Raw genomic sequence first — 16,900 nt, 5'->3', positions numbered from 1 at the left:
TCCGTGTTATTTATTTACTTGGAACTTTGTGCAACCGTCTTTAAAGAACGCATTGATTTGCTTGGCTGCTGCAAGCCCTGCATTGAAGTTGGCCTCTGCAGTCTGTGCACCCATCTTCTTCGGAGTTGTGAAGAAACGGCCTTCAAATTTCTGGAATTCAGCTTCAGCATCGGGTTTGATATCTGTTACATATTTCAAATCTTCGCGTTCGCCCAGCAATTTAATCAGTTCTGCTTCGTTGATAACCTCTTTACGGGCTGTATTGACAACAATTCCGCCTTTAGGCATCTGATTTACTACAGTATAGTTGATGCTTTGCTTGGTTTCAGGTGTTGCAGGAATGTGCAAGCTCACAATGTCGCACTGTTTGAAAAGCTCATCTTGGTTGGCAACGGCATGCACTCCGTCAGCTTCAATGGCAGAGGCAGGACAGAAAGCATCATAAGCATAAATATCCATACCGAATCCTTTTGCGATACGGGCAACGTTTCTTCCTACGTTTCCATAAGCAAGGATGCCAAGTTTCTTGCCCATCAATTCAGAGCCGGATTTACCGTTATAGAAGTTGCGGACAGCAGCAACCAACATACCGAATACAAGTTCGGCAACGGCATTGGAGTTCTGTCCTGGCGTATTTTCCACAACTATATTTTTCTCTTTTGCGTATGCTATATCGATGGAGTCGAACCCTGCACCGGCACGAACGATAATCTTGAGGTTCTTAGCCGCATCAATTACGTCGGGAGTTACTTTATCCGAGCGCACAATCATGGCATCGGCATCCTTTACGGCATCCAGCAGTTGCTGCTTTTCCGTATATTTTTCCAATAACACGAGCTGATGTCCGGCTCCTTCTATTTCCTGTTTGATAGCATTTACAGCTTTTGCTGCAAAGGGCTTTTCAGTAGCCACTAATACTTTCATAGTCTTATATTTTTAATGATTAATAGATAAAATATAGGGTGGAAAGAAATCCCCACCCTATATATATAAAGGTTGTTTTAATGTTTAGCTTCAAACTCTTTCATGCAATTGATAAGAGCCTGAACGCCTTCAACAGACATTGCGTTGTAGCAACTTGCACGGAAGCCACCCACAGAGCGGTGTCCTTTAATGCCCACCATGCCATGTTCTGTTGCAAACTCAAAGAACGGTTTCTCCAATTCCTTGTATTCATCGTTCATTACGAAGCAGATATTCATGAGTGAACGGTCTTCTTCAGCAACAGTTCCGCGGAAGAGTTTGTTTCTGTCGATTTCTCCATACAGCAAGTCTGCACGCTGGTGAGCCAATTTGTCCATTGCTTCAACACCGCCGTTTCTCTTGATCCAACGCAATGTTTCCAATGCTGAATAGATAGGAACAACAGGAGGAGTATTGAACATTGAGCCTTTCTCGATGTGTGTACGATAGTCGAGCATGGTTGGAATCTCACGCCCTGTCTTACCCAATTTATCTTCTTTCACAATAATGAATGTTACACCGGCCATAGCAAGATTCTTCTGTGCACCACCATAGATGCAGTCATATTTGGCAACATCTACCGGACGGCTGAAAATGTCAGAAGACATATCACCAATCAGTGGTACCTTTACATCGGGATCTTTGCGCATTTCCGTACCATAAATGGTGTTATTGGTTGTAATGTGGAAATAATCGCAGTCAGCCGGAATATTCCAATCTTTGGGAATATAGGTATAGTTAGCTTCCTTAGATGAAGCAATTTCAAGTGCTTCACCAAAGAACTTAGCTTGTTTCAAAGCATTGTTTGCCCAAGTTCCGGTATTCAAGAAAGCTGCTTTTTTTACCAAGAAGTTGTAAGGTACCTGATGGAATTGGAGTGAAGCACCGCCACCTAAGAAGATGACAGCATAGCCTTCGGGTACGTTCAACAACTCTTTGATCAATGCCATAGCTTCATCCATAACCGGCTGGAAGTCTTTTGCACGATGGCTGATCTCCATCAGAGACAAACCGGAACCATTAAAGTCAAGGAGTTGCTTGGCTGTGTTCTCAATTACTTCACGTGGAAGAATCGATGGACCTGCATTAAAATTGTACTTCTTCATTTGTTAGTTATTATATTTAAGTTGATAAAAGAAAAGTTCTTCATTACGAGTGCGAAAATATGCTTTTTATTTGGATTAAACAAATATTTGCCGAGATATTTTTATTTTTCTCTGCCTTTTAAAAAGAAATCGTCATTTTACCGGTTCTACAACGGTTTTTATCCCCTTTATTTTCTCACTTTTCGTCAGTTCCAACACTTGTTTCAGCTTGTTCCGAGCGATAGCGGCATAGGAGAAATAATCTCTTACATCGATGCGTCCCAGTTCGTGTTTTTCCAACCCTCCCTTTTTACAAAGGAAGCCTACAATATCTCCTTTACTGATTTTATCTTTCTTTCCTTTTCCTATATAGATGGTTGTCATGCGTGGTTGGGCAGGTTTTCCCATTATTTCGGGTAGGGTATATGATTCTATCTGACCTTTGATGTATTCAGGCAGAAACTCTTCCGGACTCAGGATAAAGAAGCTCCTTCCCGATGCTTCCCAACGGGCGGTACGCCCAACTCTATGGATATAGTTCTCTTCTGCTATCGGAAGATGGTAATGGATAATATTATTGACATCCGGAATATCAAGTCCCCGTGATGCCAAGTCTGTGCTTACAAAGATATTGGCAGAACCGTTCGCAAACTTATAAAGTGCGTCTTCTCTCGCCTTTTGTTCCATGCCTCCATGGAAAGAACTTGTATAAAAACCATGTTCTCTCAAATACCTGTCTGTTCGTTCTACACTTTCCCGATAATTTAAGAAAATAATAGTACTTTCGGAACCTAAACAGCAAAGTAACCGGTTTAAGGTTTCAAGTTTGTCTTTATCCGGACTTCTTACTTCAAACAGGCTCACCCTGTCCGGAATCATTTCCGTATGGTCAAGGTAATTGATGCGATTCGTCTTATTGATATTCACAAAGTGAGGGATTTCTGCTGCATCAGTTGCAGATAGAAGGATATGTCGGTCTGCGTCAACCAGTCGATTTAAAACCGCACTCATTTCGTCTCTGAATCCCATTTCCAGGCATTTATCGAACTCATCGATTACCACCCATTTCACGGTATTTATAGAAAAGTTCCCTTTTTCTATATGGTCATTCAAGCGTCCTGGTGTACAGAATAGAATTTGAGGGTTGATTTTCTTCATCAATCGGTGTTCATCCATGGTCGGACGGCCACCATAGCAACTCATCGCACGTAGCCTTGTTCCCATTGATTGCAAAACATTCACAGATTGCAAAGCCAGCTCTCGGCCGGGAACAAGCACGATTGCCTGCACGCTTTCCTTATCCTCATCTATCATTTGCACAAGTGGAAGAAGATAGGCCAGCGTTTTTCCGCTTCCTGTCGGAGATAGAATCACGATGTCACTTTTTGTCCTGAGAATGGCATGGCATGCCTCTTTCTGCATGGCATTGAGCGATTCTATCTTTAGCTTTTCTAATATCGTATGGGTATTCATTTCTTTCGTAATCGGTCTATTTCATCAAATTCCTTTCCCATGTTTAGGTTCAGATAGATGGTATATAACACAGGCACCCATTTCTCCTTGTCTTCGGGATTTAGCTGTCGATATTTTTCCATATAAGGGCGACTTTTTGTATAGTATTCGGCTATTTTATTGCGAGTTGACCGTGTATTTCTTTCCGTTTTTTCCAGTGCTATCGCCATGTTGAAATATGCCAATCCTAAGTTACAATAAGCCTCTGCCAAACCGGTATCTTCAGCAATCAACGTATTACAAATTTTGATACATTCTTCATACTGTCCTGCATTGAGAAGAACAGTGCTTTTTGCCAACCGAAACACTTGATTGGTACTATCCTCCGCTAAGGCTTTGTCTACTGTTATTTGCACGGAGTCCGGTCGGTGAATGCTTTCATAATACGCAATCAAACGTGGGAAAAAGAAAGAGAAAGTGGGGTAACGGGCAAAGCCTTCTTTCAGCGTCGATATGTAATTTGCAGAGTCTTGATGAAGTTTGTACATCTCTGCAATGTATTGCAAGGCATAATCGCCCGTCGCCGGATTTGCCTTTGCTTTTTCTGCATACTTCATGACCATATCGTAATTTTTTATCTTGTAGCCCGAATAAACTGCCCAATATGCGGCCTTAGACAACAGAGTATCGCGCTGTTGATACCCATAATAGGTAAACAAGGGCTGTCGTGTACAGTCTATATAGGTATCGAAGAAGCGGAAGGCCTCATCAAACCTCTGTTTTTTTACGAAGAAGATACCCCCGTTCAGCAAATTAGCTCTGTATGCCGACAGATATTCCGCATGCTTTTCTCTCAACTTCAATTTTACTGTTCCATGCTTGTCCGGCATAGCATCTAAACTGTCAATACGTTCGGCAACAAGAAACATGTTTCTTGCATGACGAAACAAAGCCGCCGTATCGTAAGGTTGTTTCAAATATAATTTCTCATTTCCTTGTTCATATTGTGCTTTTACGGCATCGAAAAGTGTTGTCCATATCTTTATGTTTGCCGTGTTTGCCGAGTCGGTCAATAGTTTTCTCATCATCGAGTCTGCCTTATGGATGTCTTTGCCCGACTTGATATACGTCTTTGCTTGTGCTATCTCCTTACGTTGGGGAAACGCATTCATAGCATTTATGGTCATTAATAAGACACATATATATATGATTCGTATCATTCGTTCTTTCTCCTTACAGAACATTTTTCCTTGCATCATTCCCTCAAAAATCATGAATAGCTTGATATAAACCTCAACATCTTCTATGAAAAGTATAATCCCTATCACTTCCACGACAACTTCATGGCAACCATGCCGTTATCATGGAAATGATAGGAATACCCGTTTTTTCTTACTTCCGGTAAGAATTATTCACCTATAATCGCTGTAATTTCGTCTGCTTTCGCCTTTTCGCCGAGTGCATTATATACCATACGGAGCTGAGGTGCCCAGTTCAGCTTCTCGCGATTGGGGTCTAACTCACGTACCTTTTCATAGTAAACCCTTGCTTCGTCTAAGCATTTTCTCACCTTTTCGGCATTTTCCGGCGATAAGCGTCCCATCTTATCGCTTAATTGCTGGTTCAGGTCAAAGCCTTTGGAGCTTGCACATACGCCTAAGTTATAGTACACTTCCACGAAAGTAGGGTCTATCGCCACTGTCTTTTTGAAGGCCTCGATAGCTTCGTCCCATTTGCGATCGTTCATGAAAGTCTCTCCCTTGATGGCATACGCCATCTTGTTACCGGGATTATTGGCTATCTCGTCGTTGATCATTTTCTCAGACAGGGCTTTCTCTCCTATTTGGTTGTACAGGCTGGCAATTGAGGCAAAATACTTCGTTGCATTCATTTTCTTCAACTCGTCGATATATCTTAATGTGTCGGCTTTTGAGTGCAACTGCTGCTGAAGGATATAGATTTTTATTTCTTCGGCATCCTTTGCTGTAGCGGTATCTGCCATTGCAATATCTATGTATTGGTTGGCATGCGCGAAGTCTTTGTTCTTCACAGCCATATAGGCAGCTACACGAGCTACTTGTCCCAAGTTAGCATCCTTTCCATCAACAGTTTCCTTGAAAAGAGAGTTGCTTGCACTCTCCACGTATGTGGAATAGTAATCATATGCGAGCTTATCGTCGTTGGCCTGCGAAGCATTTTGTCCGCCATAAATAAGTAACAGGCGAGAAGTCGTGAGACGGTCTCTGTTCGCATTATGGAATTTAGGTTTAATCTTACCTTTATCGTTTGGTTGTATATCAAACTGTTCGCAATCCATTGCGGCCTTGATAGCTTGGAGTGAAGAGAGGGTTTCAAATGGGTCGTTCTTTCCCATTGTCTGATTCATTGTGAAAGCGGTAAAGGCTTTCTCTGCCTGCGGATAGACCACATTTACAACTGCATTGTAGGCTTTTGCCTTATCAGCTGCAGACATTCCGGAGAGCGCAGGGGTAAGAATAGCCATTGCCTCGTCGTAACTTTTGGCAGCGGAAATCTGCTTGGAGACATCCTGTGCAAAGGCTGTTGATACTGCGAGAGACATCAAAGCCATCATCATTAATTTTTTCATAAGTGTATAATTTTTAAAGGTTGATACTATATTCATATTCAGAACCTGTCTTCTGTATGTTCAGGTGTAGAGGAAGAAACGTTATTTTCGTGAGTATCCTCGAGCTGACCTGTACGTTCGGAGGTGTCTACAGCTTCGTTTGCATCATCGTTTTTATCAGCGGCTTCCAACTCGCTGCTCATTACTTTGCAGACGCTTGCTATGACATCGTTCTTTTTAGTGAGGTTAATGAGCCGCACACCTTGCGTGGCGCGTCCCATCACCCGTACATTTGAAACGGCTAACCGGATGGTAATGCCGCTCTTGTTGATAATCATCAAATCGTTTTCATCCGTTACGTTCTTGATGGAAACCAAGCGACCGGTCTTATCGGTAATGCTGAGCGTCTTCACGCCTTTACCACCTCTGTTCGTCTTTCTGTAGTCTTCAACGGAAGAACGCTTGCCGTAGCCATTTTCACTGACTACCATCACCGACTCTTTGTCTGCCTCATTGACAACCACCATACCAACTACTTCGTCGTCGCCTCCATCCAATCGCATGCCTCTCACACCTGTTGAGACGCGTCCCATGGTGCGGACAGCCTTTTCATCGAATCTTACGGCGCGTCCGTTTCTATTGGCCAAGATGAGTTCATTGCTGCCATTGGTTAAACGCACGTTTACCACTTCGTCACCATCCACGATGTTGATAGCATTCACACCATTGGCACGGGGACGCGAATAGGCTTTGAGCAAGGTCTTTTTCACAACGCCGTTCTTCGTTGCAAATACCACATAATGACTATTCAGGAATGCTTCGTCGTCAAGCCCCTTCAGTCTCAAGAACGCATTTACAGAGTCATCGGAATCTATATTCAGCATATTTTGGATGGCTCTGCCTTTAGAATCCTTCGTTCCTTCCGGTATTTCGTAGCATTTCAGCCAATAACAACGCCCTTTTCTCGTGAAGAACAGCATCGTATTGTGCATGGTGGCAGGGTAGATGAACTCGGTGAAATCTTCTTCGCGGGTACGCGATCCGCGGCTTCCCACTCCACCTCTGGCTTGTTCTTTGAACTCACTGAGTGCGGTACGTTTGATGTATCCGAGGTGACTTACTGTGATAACGACCGGATCATTGGGGTAGAAGTCTTCGGGATTGAATTCTTCCGAGGAATATTTGATTTCCGTGCGACGTTCGTCTCCATACTTCTCTTTCACTGCTTGCAACTCATCTTTCATCACTTTCTTGCACAACTCGGGGTCGTCGAGAATGGATTGGAGGTAAGCAATCAACTTTTCCAACTCTTCATATTCGGCATGTAATTGCTCCATACGCAAGCCGGTGAGCTGAGAAAGGCGCATGTCTACGATGGCCTTAGACTGCAACTCATCGAGTTCAAAGCGTTTTTCCAACGCCCGTTGGGCATCCGATGGGGCTTTGGAAGCACGAATTAAGTGTACGACCTCATCGATATTGTCGCAAGCGATGATAAGTCCTTCGAGAATATGAGCACGCTCCTGTGCTTTCTTTAAGTCGAATTGTGTGCGCCGAATGGTCACATCGTGGCGATGTTCCACAAAGTATTTCACACACTCTTTCAAGGTGAGAAGACGTGGCCGTCCATTGACGAGGGCGATGCAGTTGACAGAGAATGAGCTTTGCAGTGCCGTCATCTTAAACAGTTTATTAAGTATGACGTTGGCATTGGCATCGCGTTTCACATCTACCACAATGCGCATACCTTGTCGCCCCGATTCATCATTCACATTGGAGATACCGTCTATCTTTCCTTCCTTTACCAGATCAGCGATGTATTCTATCAGTTGTGCCTTGTTTACGCCGTAAGGAATCTCTGTAACCACTATCTTATCGTGGCTTTCGTGACTTTCTATTTCGGCTTTGGCACGTATGACGACGCGTCCTTTTCCTGTCTCGTAAGCATCTTTTACGCCTTGTATACCATATATATATGCACCTGTCGGGAAGTCGGGAGCTTTGATATAGTGCATCAGTCCTTCCGTATCTATGTCGGGATTGTCTATGTATGCACAGCAGCCGTCTATCACTTCACCTAAGTTATGTGTAGGAATATTGGTGGCCATACCAACGGCTATACCATTGCCGCCATTTACCAGCAGGTTGGGAACTTTGGTAGGCATAACCCGCGGCTCCTTCAACGTACCGTCGAAGTTGTCGTCCATATCTACGGTATCTTTCTCCAAGTCGTCCATAATGTGCTCACCCATTTTAGAAAGGCGGCACTCCGTGTAACGCATAGCTGCTGCAGAATCGCCATCGACAGAACCGAAGTTGCCCTGGCCGTCTACCAATGTGTAGCGCATGTTCCAATCCTGTGCTAAACGAACCAATGCTCCGTAAACGGAACTGTCGCCATGGGGATGGTATTTACCTAACACATCGCCTACTACGCGGGCACATTTCTTATAGGGTTTGTCACTCGTATTGCCCAAGCCTTGCATGCCATAAAGGATACGGCGATGAACGGGCTTGAAGCCATCACGTACATCCGGAAGGGCACGAGCTACGATTACCGACATGGAATAGTCGATGTACGAAGACTTCATCTCCTCTTCGATGTTGATTTTTAGAATCCTGTCTTGGTCGATTGTTTGATTTTCGTCCATTTTAAATGATATTGTTTTAGCTATGTCCAAAAAGCGAGAAAGGGCTAAAAACGCCGTTTATTTTCGTTCTAAGCCATTTTCCCTCCATTTTGTGGCTGCTAAATTACTATATTTTCATGAGATATGAAAGTTTTTAAAGCAAAATAAGAAACCGACCGTTCGATGTGTTGTACGCAACAAGAGGTAAGGTTCTGATAAACAACGGGATAGCAAGGGAGTTGAAAGAGCATAGCTTTGACGGTGTAAGAGCATAGCTTTGAGCGCGTAAGAGCTATGCTCCAAGGGGGTAAAAGGATAGCTTTGAACGCCAATCGGCTATGAGACTGCTCATCTGCATTTCAATAGGGGCGACAAACCATCTGACCGACCATCAAACAAAATCTGTGCAGGAACTCATGAACCGCTTTGGGTTGAAAAAAGATTATTTCAGCCTGGCAATTCTGATACCTATCTGCGAGGGATGTTTCTGCATGTATTGAAACAGTGTCATAGGCTCTTCCACGACTTTTTTGTGTACCGATGAGGCGTTTAACAGGTGTAAACCGTCCTTATGCCACACTGCAATGCCGATATGGGAGGTATCTAAGCCTTTTCTGCGAGTTAAGATAGCGATAATGTCTCCGTTGCGTATTGTGCGACGCAACAGGGGTGAATCTTTCAGCGAGGCTTTGGGTATATACCGATAGGTCTTGCCCGTGAGTTGCTGTTCGGTTTGCCGGATGCCGCGGATATGTTCGCTGTGGTCTTTCAGCATGGTGTATGACGCATGGTTTTTCGTCATATAGTGAATGTCGAGTTTTTGCAGTGCGGTGAATGGGGGCTTAGTGCCTTGAATCTTGGAGATATAGCCCAATTGTTCGTTGTCTTCTATCCATGATGTGAAATAATGGAGTCGTGATACATAATCCACCTTTCCTTTTTCGTATCTGAGGTTTTTCAATATCGTACAAAAATCATGGAAAGTGTATCGTTTCTGTCGGGCGCACAGTGACAAAGCGAGCACGTTCTCTACGTATGTGGTGCAATCAAGTTCCCGAAGGTTGATGACTAACTGCTCGTGTGTATTCCTATCCAGCGTGTGGGCTACATAGGGAATGCCTTTCAGTTGTCGGGCATAATAGAGAACGGGGTCTGTATTCGGGGAGAAATGGCGGGAGTCGGCCAGCAACTTCATGACTTTTATGCTGTCGGCCTTGGTGTACTGGGGTGTGACAGCATGCGCGGAGGGGTGAAGAAGCATGATGAGGAAACAAAGAACAAGAAGCTTTCGATAGTTAACCATAAGTCTTTGATTTTTTTAAATACGAGCCATGATGATTCAACGTCGTCCGAAATTAATTCCCACATAGATGTTCAGACTGCCGAAAAAGGAATTGGCAGAGAACTGACTCTTGCTGTAATTATAAGAATGAATGATGCTGCTGGCACCTGCATACCATTTCGTATTGTTCCAAACAAGCCCGAAACGTCCTATCCCATCTATGTTGAGATTGCGAAAAGAGAAACCTTTTGCCTCCACGCCATCGTCTCCCATATTCCCTACCGTATGTTTATATCCGACAGCAAGGGAAAGAGAAGTGGCGAAAAGGAGGTTCCGTGCCAGCACCCAATTATAGGCATAACCTCCTGAAACGGAAATATCTGTGTATTTGACTTTCCCTATCAGTAAGCTCGGGTCTATCTCTGCACTGTTTGTATGCTTTCCCAACTTATCGTAGAGCAGACCGTCTAACTTGTCCCAATCTACCTCCAAAGAATGTTTGGTGTAGCCTATACCTAACAAAGCAGAGCCGCAACTACGTTTCTGACAGGTGCTTTGACTGAATGCTGCGGGGTAAGAAAACTTCTTATGGTTGAAGATGTAATAGATATTAAAGCCTTTAATGCTGGCATTAAAGCCATCGAAAGAAGTGCCGTCCATGGGAGAGGTATCGATGTGCTCTCCCAAATCGATGTTCTTTACCTTATAGTCGTTGCCTGTTTTCCTATAAAACAAATCAATACCTATTAGCGAGCTGTACAGGCTAAGGCCTAATTCCGTTTTGTTTTTTGCCTTGGTCAGATTCTTTACATCTAACGTATAGCCGAGAAAAATCCATCGCCATCCCAAATAGGGGCCTAACTTGTAAGAGGGATCGGGTGCAAAAGCGATGGATTGTCCTTTCTTACTGCTGATTCGATACTGTTCGTATGAGTTTGTGTTTTGCAGCATCGCGGTGTAGTTATAGTGCTGGGGTTCGATATAATTGGTATCTATCGTGTTGAAACTCTTCACGAATCGATAGAGTTCAGCTCCCATTTTTTTGAAGAAAGGCTTACGGGAAGCGATGCTATCGCCCTCTGCCGATACATGAAGAGCCATGAGAAGAAACAGCGCGACCGCAGCATATCTCTTTGCAGAAAGATGAAAGAAAGCCGAAGAATGCCGGCGCACAGATGTATCGAAGAGCCGAATCATATTAAAATTTACCGAGTATTCTGTCCATGACCCAGTTGACCGGAGTGGCCGACACGCAGGTGCAAGTACAAACGTTGATGCCTTGCAGGTGCTCCACGACCGACTTGATGATGGGCAATTGCACGTAAGGAGGGTTGGGAACGGTGATAGAGGTTGTTCCCTTGCTCGTCACCAACAGGATGGGGTCGTAGGTAAAAACAGAGAAACTCAGCATGCCTTGTTCGCCGATAACGGTTATTTTGTCTTCTTTGGCTGACTCATGTCCCACAAAGCACCAAGACCCGCTGCCGGGAAGCCCGTTCTCAAATCTGAAACAAGCACTCACGGTATCTTCTGCTTCATAAAGTCCCGCGCAGTTGTTGCAGATACCGTAAGCCTCGGTTACTACGCCAAAAATGTCTTGGAGCAAATCTAATTGGTGCGGAGCAAGGTCATAGAAATAGCCTCCGCCTGCTATATCGGGTTGCAAACGCCAAGGAAGGTTCTCGGAAGAATGATAATCCAAATCTCTCGGAGGACAGGAGAAACGCACCTGCACGTTGCTTATCTTTCCTATCATGCCTTCGTTTACGATGCTTTTCACGCGCTGGAAATACGGCAAATACCGGCGATAATAAGCCACGAAGCAAGGAACGCCTGTCTGTTCGCTTACCCTGTTGATGCGGGCACAGTCGTCGTAGCTGGCAGCCAAGGGCTTTTCCACATATGCGGGCTTACCTGCTTTCATGGCCATGATGGCAAATGTGGCATGACTCGATGGCGGAGTAGCGATATAAACGGCATCCACATCGGGGTCGTCAATCAACGATTGTGCATCGGTGTACCATTTCTTAGCCCGATGGCGCTTGGCATAATCGTAGGCTTTCTCCTCGTTTCTGCTCATCACGGCTTCGATAACCGAGCCTTCTACTTCGTTGAATGCCGGTCCGCTCTTCTTTTCCGTCACCTCGCCGCAGCCTATGAATCCCCATCTAATCAGCTCCATTTCATTTGCTTTGTATCGTTTGTTGTTGGCATATCGTTGCTTTGTTTCCGTTTGCTTTGTCTTTGGCAGATGTCAATAGACTCTCTCTCCAAAGATTCTCGTGCCCACTCGCACCATGGTACTTCTGCATTTGATGGCTATCGGATAGTCTTGGCTCATGCCCCACGAGCGTTCTTTGAAGTCGGCATCTTCTTTGAAGTATCGTGATTTCACTTCGTCGAAGAAGTCGGCGGCGCGGGTAAATTCTTCGGTAATTTGCTTTTCGTCGCTCACATGAGAGGCCATTGTCATCAGGCCGCACAGTTTTACGTGTTTCATTTCCCGCCATTCGCCGGCTTCGAGGAGTGCGCGGCAGTCGTTGAAAGAGAGCCCGTATTTCGTGGCCTCTTGCGCCACGCGCAGTTCCAGCAAGACTTTGACCACGCGTTCGTGCTTGGCGGCCTGCTTGTTGATTTCCTTTAAGAGTTTCAAAGAATCTACCGCTTCTATCATGGAGATGTAAGGTACGATGTATTTCACCTTGTTGGTTTGCAAATGGCCAATGAAATGCCATGCGATGTCTTTGGGCAGTGCGTCGTGTTTCTTGGCCAATTCCTGTTCATGGCTCTCTCCGAAGATGCGTTGTCCTTCGCGGTAAGCCGTTTCGATGTATTCATTGGGATGATACTTGCTAATGGCCACGAGCTTCACACCTGTGGGCAAAGTGTCGAGCACCTCATGCAGGTTGCGTGCAATGTCGGTAGTCATCATTGCTCCTCCTCTGCGTTTTCCGCTCCCTCTTCGTATTCGGGATGGTCGGCTGCATTGTTTTGAGGTAATGCTTTGTTGTGTTCAAAGACATCCATCAGTTGCGTCTCAGTCACGCCGGCTATCACATAGTCTATCATGGTGCCGCCCATCACCTCGTCGATGTTTTTCACTGCGCCTTGTAAAGTGCCGGCCTGCACCAGATAATTAATGGTGGAACGCTTTTCTTTCTCTGTTTTCTCGTCGATGGTAATAAACTGCAGTTTCGCCTTATACCAGCGGTCGTCGGTAGGTACATCGCTGAAAAAAACTTCATGATAGGCGGCTGGCTTGATGTCCGTTATTTTAAAATCGCCGCTGATGTATGCGGACATTTCTTCGATGATGGTACTTTCGGCCTCGGTAAAGCTGAGAGCATCTACAGTATAGGCTTCCGTCACTCTTTTCTGCATGCCGTCGTCCATGGTCTTTTCATAGCGTATTTTGGTTTCAAACCAATCTGCTGTTCTTGATCTCATAAGCTATATTCTGTTTTAGTGATTGTTTTATTGCTTTGCAAAAGTACATAAAATCATATTCATTTTGGCAGAAAATCGGAAGATTAACGTTCCTTACTTGGTGTTGGAATAAATGAGTTTGAGACCGCTGACCACCAGCGAAACCAAAATAAAATATGTTGGGAGGGCTTGAGAAGAAGTAGCGAAAATAAAAATAATAAATCCGGCAGGCAGATAGTTTATTTCATATCAATAACTTGTCCGTCATAGGCAAAAGAAAAACCATGGGGCAGTCGAGCGTTGGCTTCGTCGTGGAAGCCTATCTGATGGGTTACATGCACAAAGTATGTACGTTTCGCACCGATTCGGCGGGCTACACGGATGGCATCATCCACCAATTGGTGGGAATGGTGCACAGGTGTGAAACGCAACGCGTTGATGATAAGTGTTTCAACTCCCTGAAGATAGGCGTATTCCTCCTCGTCCATCGTTTTCATGTCCGTAATGTATGCCAGCTTGTCAAAGCGATAGGCAAGAATGGGCATTGCCCCGTGCTGCACGCGGAACGGGAGTATGTCGATATCGCCGATGCGTAACGGACGATGGGGCACAATGGCATGGAGAGATAAGAGCGGAACACCCGGGTAGAGATGGGTGCCAAAGCAATAGGGCATGTTGTGGCGTAGGCCTCCGGTTGTGGCTTCATCGCCGTAGAGTTGGATGTCGCCAAACGTGCAAAAGGGACGCAGATCGTCTATGCCGGCCACGTGGTCGTAGTGGATATGCGTGAGCAACACGGCATCTATCTTTCGGAAAGGGTGGGGGAGAATCTGTTGGCGGAAGTCGGGACCGCAGTCAATCAGGATGCGGGTTGTGTCGGTTTCGAGCAGAGCGGAGGTGCGTAAGCGTTTGTCGTGCGGGTCAGTACTACGGCACACGGGGCAGTTACATCCGATAGACGGAACGCCTCCCGAGGTTCCCGTTCCCAATAGCGTGAGTTTCATTCTTCGTTTCTCCTTTTTATATATGGCGGCTTGCGCAGATGCGACGATGATGATTAACGAATGTTTACTTCGGGGAGCAGGTTAATGCCGAAATGTTTTTGCACGTCGTTCTGTATCTCACGGCAGAGGTGAAGAATCTCGCTGCCGGATGCTCCGCCGCGGTTAACGAGCACGAGAGGTTGGCGGTGGTGCACGCCGGCTCGACCTAATGAGCGTCCTTTCCATCCGCATTGCTCTATCAGCCATGCTGCGGGTATCTTTTCGTGTTCATCATCGACGGAATAATGGGGCATGGAGAGATGTTGGGAGGCGAGACGTTCGTATTGCGCACGGGGAACAACAGGGTTGGTAAAGAAGCTGCCGGCATTGCCCTCCACGGCAGGGTCGGGGAGTTTGGCTTGGCGTATCTCTATGATGGTCTCGCGCATTTGAGCGAGAGTAGGAGAGGAGATGCCCTTTTTGCGCAATTCTTCGCGGATGTTGCCGTAGTCGAGTTGCGGCGTAAATGTGGTGCGGAGCCGATAGGTGACATGGGTGATGAGATAACGCTCCTGCCAGATGGACTTGAAATGGCTATGCCGATAGCCGTAGCCGCAGTCTTTTGCTGCAAACACGATGTTTTTTCCCGTAGCACGTTCCACGGCTTCGATGCTTTCGATAATGTCTTTGGCTTCTGCTCCGTATGCGCCGATGTTTTGCACAGCACTGGCTCCTACCTCCCCGGGAATGAGCGACAGATTCTCCATACCGCTCCATCCGTGCGCCACGCTCTGTGCTACCATCTCGTCCCAATTCTCACCGGAAGCGCACCGCATATAAATCAGGTCACCTTCTGCGCGATAAGTCCATCCGCGGAGGGCGGAGTGGATGACCGTTCCGTCGTAATCTTTCGTCAGCAGAAGATTACTCCCTGCGCCGAGAATCAGGTATGGGGCGTCGGCATCGGTCAGCGTCGGAAGTATCGGGTGTAGTTCTTCTTCCGAAGAAAACTCGATAAAACGTCGGCATCGGGCATCAATTCCGAACGTGTTGTGCCCCAAAAGGCTGTAGTTGCGAATATCTTTCATTTGTGAAGAAATCAGGTGGAAAGTTTAACGAGCTTCCATCTCCCTTTTATTTTCTTAAATGTGAGTTCCGTCTCTAATCCGTTGGCAATGCCTCGGAGCACGAATATCTTCTGGTTGCTTTTGCTGTAGGTCTGCCCGTAAAGAATGTTGTAGATGAAGCTGTGGGGCAGTTCGGGTGCAAAAGAAGACCACTGCTCGGGTGCGATGGAACCCGTCATACGGCTGAAATCGTCGTCGGGGTCAGGGCCGGTGAACGTGACGTAGTCGTTGAGACTGCGATGCTGAAACGCCGTGTCTGTGGCAAACTGTTGGTAGAACTTCAGGAACGAAGCATTCTTGTTCACGTCAATGCCCTTATATCGTATGGCTTGCAACATCCATAGTCCGTTTACGCGATTGAATTCATATTGCTTCACCGTCTTGGTTTTGAAGTACACTTTCTCTACAATCACCTTTCCTATGGTCGTATCCTTAACCAGACTCATCTGTCTTTGATTGTCGAAGATGAGTGTATAATAGCCCTGCCGCATGAAGAAGTGCTCCATCTTCCATTGCGACTTCTTAAGGTGGCTTACTGTTCCATCGCGTTCCACAGGCAGAGGGAAAGTAATACGGTTGATTTGCAGCTTCCTGTTGGCTGCGAAATTAAAGATGAAATCGTCGAAGAGTTCATCGGCCGCCTTTGGCATGGGAGTATCTGCAATAAGGTTTTCCAAGGTATCAGTTTCCGCTGTGTCGGCGGGCAAAGTGTCAGAGGCAACAGTGTCGGTTGCTGCAACTTTCTTATCCGTGCATCCTATTGAAAAGAATAGAGATACCACAGATAAAAGTATCATGAAATAAGCACATTTTCTCATAATTGATGTTTTTACCTTCCTTCATATGGAGATGATTCTTCCAAATTGCTGCAAAAGTACATATTTATTTTAAAACCGAACTCTTTCACCGTGTAAATATTTGATGGCAAGTTCTATCTTTGTCTTGGTTGTGTTGTTTATGGATTGTTTTTGTTTTGTTTTTGTGGTGTTTTTTTTCGTATTTGCTGTTCTGGTGTTTATGATTGTGGTTTTCTGGTTTGTAAAGTTGGGATTGATAAGTCGGTGTCTGTGGCGTTTACGGATGGTGTTTGTCTGTGGTATGGGTGGTGTTTGTGCATGGATGGGTCGGCAATCTTTTTTGGCTTAGATTGTGCCTTTTGGTGATTGCGTGGTAAGTGCTGCCTTTGTGAAAGATGTCGGTGCGGGGCAATGTTTTGGGTCAAGGAGGTGCCACCCGATGGAGGTTTTGTTTTGTTTCATTACGATAGCATGGTTTGCGTAGCTGGTGGCCTCTGCCTTGGGTTCTGTTGCTTCTTTGGGTTTATCGGCCGATGTGCTTTTATGCTGAGTTACTGTATATATATAT

At 45.5% G+C, this 16,900-nt stretch carries 15 protein-coding genes; all 15 read right to left on the bottom strand.

Annotated features, from left to right (window positions below; genetic code table 11):
- Positions 1-6: 6 nt before the first annotated feature.
- Positions 7-924, bottom strand: coding sequence for a 3-phosphoglycerate dehydrogenase (locus tag HMPREF0658_RS03825; RefSeq protein ID WP_006948679.1), 918 nt, complete (start codon positions 922-924; stop codon positions 7-9).
- Positions 925-1,001: 77 nt separating this feature from the next.
- The gene (serC, locus tag HMPREF0658_RS03820) at positions 1,002-2,069 is read right to left on the bottom strand and encodes a 3-phosphoserine/phosphohydroxythreonine transaminase (protein WP_006948678.1); all 1,068 of its coding nucleotides are present in this window, start codon (positions 2,067-2,069) and stop codon (positions 1,002-1,004) included.
- A 132-nt stretch (positions 2,070-2,201) separates the two neighbouring features.
- Positions 2,202-3,521, bottom strand: a complete 1,320-nt coding sequence (locus HMPREF0658_RS03815) for a DEAD/DEAH box helicase (protein WP_006948677.1) — start codon at positions 3,519-3,521, stop codon at positions 2,202-2,204.
- Positions 3,518-4,720, bottom strand: a complete 1,203-nt coding sequence (locus tag HMPREF0658_RS03810) for a tetratricopeptide repeat protein (RefSeq protein WP_139047707.1) — start codon at positions 4,718-4,720, stop codon at positions 3,518-3,520. Before HMPREF0658_RS03810 ends, HMPREF0658_RS03815 begins: the two co-directional genes overlap by 4 nt.
- 188 nt (positions 4,721-4,908) lie before the next feature.
- Positions 4,909-6,108: a tetratricopeptide repeat protein gene (locus HMPREF0658_RS03805; protein ID WP_169302852.1), complete on the bottom strand. Its 1,200-nt coding sequence runs from the start codon at positions 6,106-6,108 to the stop codon at positions 4,909-4,911.
- 38 nt (positions 6,109-6,146) lie between these two features.
- Positions 6,147-8,738, bottom strand: coding sequence for a DNA gyrase subunit A (gene gyrA / locus HMPREF0658_RS03800; RefSeq protein ID WP_006948672.1), 2,592 nt, complete (start codon positions 8,736-8,738; stop codon positions 6,147-6,149).
- Positions 8,739-9,159: 421 nt separating this feature from the next.
- Entirely contained in the window at positions 9,160-10,020 is an 861-nt protein-coding gene (locus tag HMPREF0658_RS03795) for an N-acetylmuramoyl-L-alanine amidase-like domain-containing protein (protein ID WP_006948669.1), read from the bottom strand.
- A 36-nt stretch (positions 10,021-10,056) separates the two neighbouring features.
- Positions 10,057-11,196 carry a DUF4421 domain-containing protein gene (locus tag HMPREF0658_RS03790; RefSeq protein WP_006948668.1) on the bottom strand — a complete coding sequence of 380 codons (1,140 nt, stop codon included), beginning with the start codon at positions 11,194-11,196 and terminating at the stop codon, positions 10,057-10,059.
- Position 11,197: 1 nt separating this feature from the next.
- On the bottom strand, positions 11,198-12,181 hold the full coding sequence (locus HMPREF0658_RS03785) for a Gfo/Idh/MocA family protein (protein ID WP_006948667.1): 984 nt from the start codon (positions 12,179-12,181) through the stop codon (positions 11,198-11,200).
- Positions 12,182-12,253: 72 nt separating this feature from the next.
- Positions 12,254-12,931, bottom strand: a complete 678-nt coding sequence (locus HMPREF0658_RS03780; protein ID WP_006948665.1) for a YggS family pyridoxal phosphate-dependent enzyme — start codon at positions 12,929-12,931, stop codon at positions 12,254-12,256.
- Positions 12,928-13,446: a DUF4494 domain-containing protein gene (locus HMPREF0658_RS03775; protein WP_006948664.1), complete on the bottom strand. Its 519-nt coding sequence runs from the start codon at positions 13,444-13,446 to the stop codon at positions 12,928-12,930. Before HMPREF0658_RS03775 ends, HMPREF0658_RS03780 begins: the two co-directional genes overlap by 4 nt.
- A gap of 218 nt (positions 13,447-13,664) precedes the next feature.
- Entirely contained in the window at positions 13,665-14,429 is a 765-nt protein-coding gene (locus tag HMPREF0658_RS03770) for an MBL fold metallo-hydrolase (protein WP_006948663.1), read from the bottom strand.
- 53 nt (positions 14,430-14,482) lie between these two features.
- Positions 14,483-15,496, bottom strand: a complete 1,014-nt coding sequence (gene murB, locus HMPREF0658_RS03765) for a UDP-N-acetylmuramate dehydrogenase (protein WP_006948662.1) — start codon at positions 15,494-15,496, stop codon at positions 14,483-14,485.
- 11 nt (positions 15,497-15,507) lie between these two features.
- On the bottom strand, positions 15,508-16,353 hold the full coding sequence (locus HMPREF0658_RS03760; RefSeq protein WP_006948661.1) for a DUF4348 domain-containing protein: 846 nt from the start codon (positions 16,351-16,353) through the stop codon (positions 15,508-15,510).
- Positions 16,354-16,677: 324 nt separating this feature from the next.
- Positions 16,678-16,900: hypothetical protein (locus HMPREF0658_RS11730; protein WP_006948660.1), on the bottom strand; the 223-nt coding region annotated here is incomplete at its 5' end.

It is taken from the genome of Hoylesella marshii DSM 16973 = JCM 13450 (genome assembly GCF_000146675.1).
Taxonomy (GTDB): Bacteria; Bacteroidota; Bacteroidia; order Bacteroidales; family Bacteroidaceae; genus Prevotella; species Prevotella marshii.
This window is presented reverse-complemented; position numbering and strand designations above follow the sequence as displayed.